Raw genomic sequence first — 9618 nt, forward strand, 5'->3', positions numbered from 1 at the left:
AACATCTATCCCTCAAGACCTCCTCTCCTATGCTCAATCCCTCACCTGGCACAGCCAAGCCCAAGACCCTACAGGTCTCATCTGGATGGGAGCAAGGTACTACGATCCCAAATGTGGCAGGTTCCTAAGCCCCGATCCCATCGGGCATCCCATCCTCTTAAACCTCTATGCCTATGCCAACGGCGATCCCATCAACTACTTCGATCCTGATGGGCGCTGCTACACCTTTTTATATCAAGCTGTAGGAACAAGCGTTATCAGCACACTTAATAGCCCAAGTTTTCGTGGCTCGCATGAAAACGGGGAAGTATAATTTTGTATACCCTGGTTTTGAATAAGTTACGCTTACGTCTTATAGAATATAGGGATTATGGCTTGTAATCCTGATTAGTTGTGAAATAAAAGTTTGACAAAATAAAAATACAATTCGATAATCAGGGTATAAGTATTTAGCGTTTATGAGATCATGTTTTTATGTTTAGCTGAATATTGAATTTGTTTAAATATAGGTAAGGAGAGACATTTATGATTAATGCAAAAGAAATATGTGAAAAGTGGTGTCAAATATCTACAAAGGCTGCAAAAGATGAAAACTTTAAAAAGCAGCTAAAGCAAAATCCTAAGAAAATCTTTGAGCAAGAAGGGCTTCAATTACCTAAAGGTATAACCCCCAAAATAATTGAAGACACTCCAAGTGAAATGAATTTTATAATTCGCAATGCAGCTCTTGTAAAAACTAATGGCGGTGGTGGATTCAATAGCATGTTTACATCAGGTGAGTAAATCTAGGTAAAGTTTACGTGACAAGGAGTTTTAGTTCTGGCCTTAATGTTTTCTACTGTGGTACCAAACGCTATTCCAGCATCCGCAGCTCCAAGACATTCTATTATAGGGTTTCCATTTGTTGCGAGTAATGTAATTAAGGTTATAGCATCAAAGGCTATACGATCCGTAAAAGACATGAATTTTACAGTCCAGAGGCGTTTTTTTGGTAGAATTTCATCCATAAAATCTGCAATATCTGCTTCTGAAAGATTTGCCTCTAATAGAAGTTTTTTAGCGGTTTCGGATTGAAGGTACTGTCGGAAGAAGCTTCTAATATAATAAACTATAAGACCAGTCCCTCCTAAAATGGCGGCATCATAGGAGCTAGGGGCAAAAATACCATACATAACAAAACCAATTCCTATCAAAGTTTCTCCGTATTCACCTGTAAGATAGAGGGCTTGTTCAAAGCGAGTGCGATCACTGAAAGGTTTTGTTTTAGTAGGATAGTAGGTTACTTTCTTTTCCTGTATAGATCTAGCATCATTACAACCAAGTCCAAAACCAATTAAAATCATACCTGCAAATTGTGAAAGGTCAGGTACTCGGCCTATGCCATATCCAATAAGAATAGAAATAGCGGGATTGTCACAAGCAAGTGCTATAATCTCCGCAAGTTTTAATTTGGCGCTATTTGGGTTGTTTTTTTTATAGTACTGCATAGCTTTATTTGATATTTGAGTTATGAGATTACCAAAAGGGCGTGTAACTAAAATAGTGCCTAGCTGTGCTGCAAAGCATTCTACGGAGTTCTCAACTGGATCACTTTTTGAATAGAGCGCTAGTAATATACTGCCTGTGCCAAGAAATAGTAGAGAAGGATAATGGTTTTTTACGAAAGTGCAAATTTTAGTGCCTGTGCTGGTTATGCAAGAAGGTATGTTAGGTTTGCTTGGCGGTTTATTAGGTTGAGTAGAAACATCTTCTTTTTCATGAATTTCTTTGGCGGAGCTGGGCATAGTGCTGAAAGAGTGTGAGTATAAGGCATTGTTTACTAGTATCCCTGCATACATTCCTGAACTAAAACAAGTAAGGTATTCAAGTAATGTTACCCCCCCTACAAAGCCTGACAAAACCCAATAACCCACGTGAATTTCAACAGGGCGGTTTTGTTGGAGATAGAAAATACCGTTTTTGACGTGTTGGATAGGGCTTTTAAAGAAGGATTTGCAAGATGTTGTAACTCTACTTGCAAGCTCAGACCAACTTTGTGGAATGGAGTCTTCTTCTTGGAGCTGTTGTATTGGCTCTAGGGATTCAATATCTTTACTACCCGATAATAGCTGTCTAGGTTGATTATGCGTGCCAAGGTGCAGGGGGTAGATATCTCTACTATTTAGTGGGGCGCTAGTGTGCTCTGTGGGTGAAGGTGGAGGGCTTATTTCGACTTGAGGGGTTAGTGTAAGATTAATAGGAGATTCTACAAACGGATTGATATCAAAACGTATTGTAATAACAGCATGTTGTTGAATGGGAGATGAAGTTCTAGAGTTTTGTGGGGAGTTGTTTGCTGTGGGAAATAGTGACGTAGATATATCTGGAGAAGATGAGATGGAAGTGTCGGGTGAGCTTGTGGGTGTTTGTAGAGGAATACCGTCGCTTGAAGAGCTTTGAGAACTTAGAAGAGGCTCAGAAAGATCTGATTCGTTGATAGAGGGTTTTAAGGGTTGTAGTGGTTGATTTTTGTCTGAAGGTCCCATTAACAACTGCAATCCAAGGCCGAAAACAACGTTACTTGCTAAAAGACAGGCAGTTGCTGTTTTGTGAGCAAAGCTTGATGGAACTGGTTCATTAGTATTAGGGTCAATAGGGGGCTCTGTTTTGCTTGTATAATAAGCACTTGTGGCAATACCTGCGGCGCCTGCTACCGTAAGACCTGCAACTGTACAAGTTCTTACTGTTGGATTGCTAAAACAACGCTTAACAGCGGAGGTAATTCGGCTAAAAAAACCGCTAGGGGAAGGTTGAGTTTGGACAGATTTTTGAGCTGGAAATCCAACATAGGATTTAAAAGCTTGTTCTTCAGCATCTGTCAATCTATCATGTCGAAGAAGAGGAAGGCCTAAAGTGCTGCTCATAGAAAACCCTTATTGTTTTGTAGCATTATTTTATGTGGGAAAGTAACTGTAATAATGCAAAATCATTTTAAATTAACAATATCTTAACGAATATAGTGATTAGTTGTCAAGGAAATTTAAATTAAAAATTTAAATAAATTAATGAATAAGAGGTGGCTGATAATATTTTTAATTATATGATGCTGTTTAGTTTGAAGATTTGAGTATTTTGCTTAAAAAGGATGCATTCATGTATTTCGATACTACATTATTAAATGAAGAATAGGGAATATTTGCTGTTATAGGCATTTCTGGAAGGTCTTTGCTTTTTTGAATGTATATTTGTTGATGGTCGCGATCGATGTAGACAACATGATCGATTAAAAAGTCCATCCCTAGCATGCCATCCATGTCTGATAGATCGGAAGAAATGTCATAAGGATAAAGATTCATTGGCCCAAAATCCTTCCCACCCATCTCAAATGTTGAAGTTGTGATAAAAGGTAGGCCAAATCGTTTACCTACAGGTTTTATGTGGGAAGCAAAAGAAGATCTGAGAAAATTGACCGTGCAACCCGTATCAAGAGCAAGTCTTATTTCACCAAATTCTGTATTAACTTTTAAAATAATACCATGTTTATAACGTGTGTAGGGTAATTTAATAAATTCTTTTAGGTCATATCCTTTTACTTTTAGCTTAGAAACGTCATTGCTGACAAAAAACAAAGAATAATCGAAGTCTAAAAGCAAGTTTTTATCTGCAAATAATGCGCTGCCAATAGTTCCTGAAGTATTTTTGTAAATTAGTGTGTTTTTTTTATCACCCTCATAAAATGTAGTATTTGATATGTAGTCTACATTTTCTTCTATCGTAACTACTTGATCAAAAACTAAACCATTTATCTCAATAGATGGAATGACATGAGCTGGGTTTTCATATGGTCTTCCCGTCATATCTCGAGTTGTTAATGACTTATGAGGGGTTTTATCCAAAAGGTTAAGTGTCGATTTTGAGAGTTCTAATTCTAGTTTAGATCCCAAGTCTATTCTCAGCGGGTATTTATGGCCTTGAATTTTGACTTTAATTGAAGGGTCATTTTGACCTGAAAGTCGCGTTGAAATTTGAAAGTGGTACTTTTTATTAGAAAAAGAAAAGTAGCAGATCAAAAGGACAACTGTCAGAACAAGAATACCTGTAATAATATACTTTTTTTGCATCATAAGGTCTAATAAGTCCAGCTTCCTTTACCGTTAATTGTTCCTGAGATGTGACCATTTGGATCACGGGTCATTGTGCCATCTAAAGAAAGAGAGTAACCACATCCGCTGTCGCTGGATCCTGATGTAGAAATTTTTGCTCCAGCTGATGTGCCCTCTTCAGTATCATACCTCATATATACATCTGTACGCCCAGAATTTTGTCCACTATCTTTTCCGGAGTTATAGTTGTCATGATTATTATAGTTGCCGTGATTGCTATAACCATGGGTGTCGCCATTATTGCTGTAATTACCGTGGCCTTCTCCTCCGCGGCGTCCATACGTTTTACATCCACTTGTTGTGAAAGGTTGATAAGCGGTTGCAAGGGCGGTTTCTATTAAAAGATCTAAGCAATTAAATTGAACAAAGTTGGTGTTTTTAGAAAAATAAGTATCCATGAGGACCTGTGTTTCGTAAGAATTGGATGATAGATCGCAATTTGTGCACAGTATAGCAGGAATCATTTCTTCTTGCATAGCGGTAATAACATGCAAAAGCTTTGGAGAAATATCTATGTTGTCCCTTGGTGCTTGAACTACATAAAGATGTCCAAGAGGACCATTTGCATCTTGGATAATGACATCAAGATAGTCATCATTGACTTGGATTTCAGTCAACGGATATTTACTAGCAATTAACATGCCTCCGGTGTACTGATCTGAAGGGGATAGATCAAGGCGTATATTACAAGGTCTAAAGTAAATAATATGATCGTACGCATGTCCCAGTAGTAATTGATATACCTCATAAACATCATCATAGAATATTTCTTGGATGCATAAAATATCTACATTTGTTGGAAGGGAATCTTTTGCTAAATTTACAGTTGAAAGGGTAGTTGCAGATAGTTCGTTGTTTTGGCAGATTTTTTCGTTTGAGCTGTTTGATACCCAATTGTGTATGTATTTGGCTCCTTTATTTTGAATATAACCCTCAGCAATAACGGATCGAAAAGACGTTATGGAGTCATCTTTTCTCTCCTGCTTAGCAGCGCTGAGAAGAATATGAGAGAGGTTGTCGTTTTGAGAAAGGTCAAGAGCTATGGCTCGAAGCTCTTCAAGAGCCCAAGTTGCCATCTCACTTTCTTCGGGTACATTGGACTTAGTAGCTTCATGTAACATGTTGAATTGCTTGTATATCTGAGAGGACAGCTTATTCCAGAGATATAAACTATTTTCAAATGTTTGTTGATCGGAAGGGGTGCTAAGAATAAATTCAACGGTTTTTGTAGCTGCTACTTTAATATTGTTGAGAGATGTTTCAATCTCCTCAGGAGTCGTTGCTTGAATCTGACTTGTAATTCCAAAAAGACAAAAAAGAATAAATAAAAACTTCATAATACACCCTTCGCTATTTAAAAAATTTAATGCTTTGATAGCTCATAAACTATTTACAGAATTTTTGCAAAGTCTTTATTAAAATCTTAAAAATAAGCCAGTATAAAGCTGTAATGCATCTTATCTTTTATGGATTAATTTCCTTAACAAACCTTTACTTTTTAATTTCTAGTGCATTGACAATTTTTCAACTGCAAAGCAGTATGTAACCACTTTGTGGTAAGATACTGCTTTGCAGTTGAAAAATCATCCACTTCCAGAATCATCATGTGAAGAGGTTAACTTTGTTGTAGTTGAAACAAGTCATTTGGCCTCGAAAGTACACTCTCAATTTGAAAAGATAGAGCTTCAAATCATGGAAATTTCTGAAATATTTAAATTCAAATAGGTCCTAAATCTGGTTAGCAAAGATGTTACTTGTATGTTAGAAGATATAGCTCTTATACCATTTATTTTTGTTCGACATGGGAGTACAAATTGGTCTTTTGATCAGCTACACTTGGGTGAGCTAGATTTAAGCTTAAATGAAATAGGGATAAAAGAAGTTCAGATAACAGCAAAGAAATTTTGCGAGATTAGAAACCCTATAATTTTTTCTAGCCCACGTAAAAGGACTATGGAGACGGCTCACATTATTGCAGAGCAAACTAAATCTACAGTGCATATTGAAATAGGATTAGATGCTCGATTTTATGGTAATTTTTCTCAAGATAGCGAGTTATGTCAAAAATTTCAGAAAGCTATTTATAAAGAGGAGTTAAGTCGCAACGTATTTGAGGCTTTATTACCTAAGGATGCCGAGAAATTAGAAGTTTTTGGCAAGAGAATAGCTACAGCTATTTTGCAGGTTATAAAAAATAATCATGAAAAAAGGCCACTGATAATTGTATCACATGGTGAAGTCTATAATGGCCTTTGTAAGCATATGGTCAAGGAAGATTTATCTATCAATAAGGGAGAGTGCAGACAGTTTTTTCCTTCACGTTGTGGGAAAGCTGGTTGGAGCATCTCTGAAGCAATTCACGCCTGTTATACTTATTAGGGATAGCTAAGAGTACCTAAATAGCATCAAGATGAAGGACAGGCAATTCTCTTCCCTGTTTTGCGAGAATTTTGTTTTCTTTTTTGATCAGCTCTTTATTTGCAAATGCGACAATGATGCTGTTATCGGTGTTAGAAAGAATATATTTTTCTAACACTGTAGATATTTGTTTAGGTGTGATATCGAGTATGTGGTTTTTAATATTTTGCCTCCACTCCATTGTGAAGCCAGCTAAAAGGTTTTCATAAAGTACTTTGGTGTGGACTGCAAGTGAGGGGTGTTTTGCATCTATTCTTTTGATACTTTTGAGTTGTGCCTGTACTAAGTCTGATTGAGAGAACTGGCCTCTTGCAATTGCTTTAATAGCCTGGTTAAATGTATCTAAAGTCATTGAAATGCTAGAAGTAGAGCCAACGCATAAAGTTGTTACTCCCTGTAAGGCAGGTGTGGTTGCAGATGCTCTGTAGGCACCTTGAATGTATCTGGATTGCTGCATTAAAAAGTTTGATAAGAGGGATGTTACTACAAGGAGTACTGGAAAATCAATATGATTGTAGGTTATGGTAGGAAACATTTGTAAGACATGAGCCACGGGAAATGATGTGGCTACAGCAAGAGAGTTCATTTTAGGAATGCAAAGATCTTTCTTTGTTGTGTGGGTGGTTTTTACTTTATTCCCAAAATCAAAGAGTAGCTCTTTTTTTATTATTTGTAACATAGATTGATCGCAGGTGATTAGCATGTGAGGATTTGGGCAAGAATAGACTTGTTTTTTTAAAGCAGGGTAGTGTGAGGAGCCTAGTTTTATTTTTTGAATATTTTTTAAACAGGTAATACCATTCCATATTTCATCTAGGTGAAAAGGTAAGGAGAGGCCACTACAAGCTTTTTTTAGTAAGAATAATTCTTGTTTTTCTGACATTTGGGAAGTAATTTTATCGAGTATAAAGCTTGGGTCGGATGGGATAGACAAATCTTTTAAGCTTGTTTTATGAGATCCGTAAAATTCAACTATTGATTGAAAATACTCTGATAAATTTCCTAATTGATGTTCAAAGACCTTAGTGCGTAAATAAAAGTATGGTTGGTATCCTCGTGAATCAGAGATATTACGAGATATGGTTATACCCTTATTAAGGTCGTTACCTAGTAGTAAAGGTAAATTACGAAACAAACTAATATTTTTAGAGTCAACCTGCGGTAAGTTGAAAATGTAGTCAATATATGCAATCTTGTTTGTAAGGCATTCTCGATGGAATATTTGAAAATTTCTAATTTGTTCTTGTGTTAAGACCCAGTCATGCTTATTTATTGCTTTAGAAACACTTGCACTAGTCAACGATAAAACAGAGGCTTGAGGCTCATTTGTGGTGGCAGTAATTTGTTCCATTATGGATTGAATATTTTTTTTCTCTTGCAAGGAGAGCTTTTCTTTTAATCTTTTAAGCTCACTCTGAGTTTTAAGAGACTTTTTTGAATCCCAATCTTTATCCGGAACACAGCGAACAATTACATAATGTGGGTTGTGAAGTAGGTGTTTTTTCATTAAGTTATTTAAATAAAGAGGATTGGTTTTTAACAAGGCTTTTAAAGTTGTAAGAGATGATTTTACTTGAAGAGCTTTTAAGATACTTCTGCCACAATATTTTGCTGCTAAAACCATTTCACACCATCTTATAAAGTTAGGGCTTCCATTATCATGTTGTTTTATTTCTAAAAGATCTAATTCCAATGAAACAAATGCATTTTCTATATCTTCTAGAGTAAATTCCCTATTAACATCAGCTTGTATAGAATCTAACAGGCCTTTTTTGGATGAATTGCAATATCTTCTGACAAAAATTGGTTGAGAATATTCATCAAAAAGCACGCAACCTTCTAGCATCTGACTTATAATATGAAAGGCGATTATCTCTTCCTGAGTTAGTGTTAAAGACCAACCAATTGAGTGATGATGAACGTCTGAAAGAGACGAATAGCTGGTTTTAATTATTTTAGAAACAGGTATGGTCTTTTGCTTTTTAATTAGAAGAGGGGATTTGCGTTTTCTTGCGTTTTTTAGAAGATGATTTTCTAAAAAATCTAAATGTGTCTGTAGAGGTAAGTTACCGTGGAATATAAAGGTGCAATTGCTTGGATGGTAAAATTTATCATAGGTTTTAAGAATATCTTTATAGGTGAGTTGTGTGATGTCTTCAGGATTCCCTATATGGCTATATTGATAGAAGAGGTTGGGAAATAAAGCTTTGTTCATAGCCATAAGCATTATGTAATCCACATTTGAAGTAGTTTGTTTGATTTCATTGTAAACAATACCATTAAATCGAAGGTCACTGTTAATGTCGTTTGGATCTGTTAATTCTAAGCGACAGCCTTCTCTAAAAAAAGCGTTCTCTCTTAAACAAGGTCGAAAGATGTTTTCTATAGCAGCTTTTAATAATGTGTAGAAGTCATCTTTGGATGTAGTTAAAGCATGATACCTTGTAAGACTTATGCAGGTATATGCTTCGAAGGTTGCTGTGTTTAAGTTTTTAACCACAAAATGAATGCCTTTGTATTTGTCTTTTGCAGCATCTGTTAGTAGCATGTGCTCTAGCACATGGCATGCTCCTTTATCATCTTTTGGGTATGTTTGGAAAGCGATACAGCAAAGATTTTCAGGATTGTCATTTTCAAAATGCAAAATTGTTGCTCCGCTAGGCTTGTGAATAATTTCTCTGAAAAATGAATTAACCTCTTCAATAAACATTGATTGCTTTACAGTGTAATCACCATAGCGTTCATCACAAGATGTGAGAAATGAATCGGATTGCATAAGTTACCTAAATAAGATCATTAGTCGTATATACATAAAATATTATTTAAAATACAAGATATCGTTTTAAGATATATTGCACAGTCAGGGTTGATACAAGAATAGTTAGCGTCAAATAGGGCCATCTAGCAATTTAATGAGCTTTTACTAGCCATCCATTGATCAGGCAAAAGCTCATATAACTTTTGAGAATTATGGGACATAAGACGACGCATGACGTCCTCAAGATATTCACGTGGATTAACTCCGAGAGTGCGGCAGGTTTGAACGAGAGAGAATATA

Annotated in this window: 7 protein-coding genes; 3 read left to right on the forward strand and 4 right to left on the reverse strand. The window is 36.1% G+C overall.

The features are described from left to right. Both P4L16_05400 and P4L16_05405 read left to right on the forward strand, forming a co-directional pair. The coding region (locus P4L16_05400) for an RHS repeat-associated core domain-containing protein (GenBank protein MDR3624555.1) at positions 1 to 313 on the forward strand (313 nt) is incomplete at its 5' end. Between the two features lie 212 nt (positions 314 to 525). Further along, the gene (locus tag P4L16_05405; protein MDR3624556.1) at positions 526 to 783 is read left to right on the forward strand and encodes an NHLP leader peptide family RiPP precursor; all 258 of its coding nucleotides are present in this window, start codon (positions 526 to 528) and stop codon (positions 781 to 783) included. Between the two features lie 2 nt (positions 784 to 785). On the opposite strand, the gene P4L16_05410 is transcribed toward P4L16_05405, so the two are convergent. The 3 genes from P4L16_05410 to P4L16_05420 all read right to left on the reverse strand — a co-directional run bounded on the left by P4L16_05410 (position 786) and on the right by P4L16_05420 (position 5479). After that, complete coding sequence (locus P4L16_05410; protein MDR3624557.1) at positions 786 to 2903, reverse strand: hypothetical protein; 2118 nt, start codon at positions 2901 to 2903, stop codon at positions 786 to 788. 186 nt (positions 2904 to 3089) lie between these two features. After that, positions 3090 to 4103: a hypothetical protein gene (locus P4L16_05415; protein ID MDR3624558.1), complete on the reverse strand. Its 1014-nt coding sequence runs from the start codon at positions 4101 to 4103 to the stop codon at positions 3090 to 3092. A gap of 5 nt (positions 4104 to 4108) precedes the next feature. Further along, positions 4109 to 5479, reverse strand: a complete 1371-nt coding sequence (locus P4L16_05420; GenBank protein ID MDR3624559.1) for an endonuclease/exonuclease/phosphatase family protein — start codon at positions 5477 to 5479, stop codon at positions 4109 to 4111. Positions 5480 to 5900: 421 nt separating this feature from the next. Here P4L16_05420 and P4L16_05425 point away from each other — a divergent pair, with 421 nt between their 5' ends. Continuing rightward, the gene (locus tag P4L16_05425; protein ID MDR3624560.1) at positions 5901 to 6521 is read left to right on the forward strand and encodes a histidine phosphatase family protein; all 621 of its coding nucleotides are present in this window, start codon (positions 5901 to 5903) and stop codon (positions 6519 to 6521) included. A gap of 16 nt (positions 6522 to 6537) precedes the next feature. Here P4L16_05425 and P4L16_05430 read toward each other — a convergent pair whose 3' ends face one another. After that, positions 6538 to 9336 (reverse strand): insulinase family protein, encoded by a 2799-nt coding sequence (locus P4L16_05430; protein MDR3624561.1) that lies wholly within the window; start codon positions 9334 to 9336, stop codon positions 6538 to 6540. Between the last annotated feature and the right edge of the window lie 282 nt (positions 9337 to 9618).

The sequence above is a fragment of the Chlamydiales bacterium genome (assembly GCA_031292375.1).
Taxonomy (GTDB): domain Bacteria; phylum Chlamydiota; class Chlamydiia; order Chlamydiales; family VFKH01; genus JARLHF01.

Excerpts from the sequence above, each read along its gene's own strand:
- P4L16_05405 (MDR3624556.1), top strand. The coding sequence starts at position 526 with ATGATTAATGCAAAAGAAATATGTGAAAAGTGGTGTCAAATATCTACA.
- P4L16_05410 (MDR3624557.1), bottom strand. The coding sequence starts at position 2,903 with ATGAGCAGCACTTTAGGCCTTCCTCTTCTTCGACATGATAGATTGACA.
- P4L16_05415 (MDR3624558.1), bottom strand. The coding sequence starts at position 4,103 with ATGATGCAAAAAAAGTATATTATTACAGGTATTCTTGTTCTGACAGTT.
- P4L16_05420 (MDR3624559.1), bottom strand. The coding sequence starts at position 5,479 with ATGAAGTTTTTATTTATTCTTTTTTGTCTTTTTGGAATTACAAGTCAG.
- P4L16_05425 (MDR3624560.1), top strand. The coding sequence starts at position 5,901 with ATGTTAGAAGATATAGCTCTTATACCATTTATTTTTGTTCGACATGGG.
- P4L16_05430 (MDR3624561.1), bottom strand. The coding sequence starts at position 9,336 with ATGCAATCCGATTCATTTCTCACATCTTGTGATGAACGCTATGGTGAT.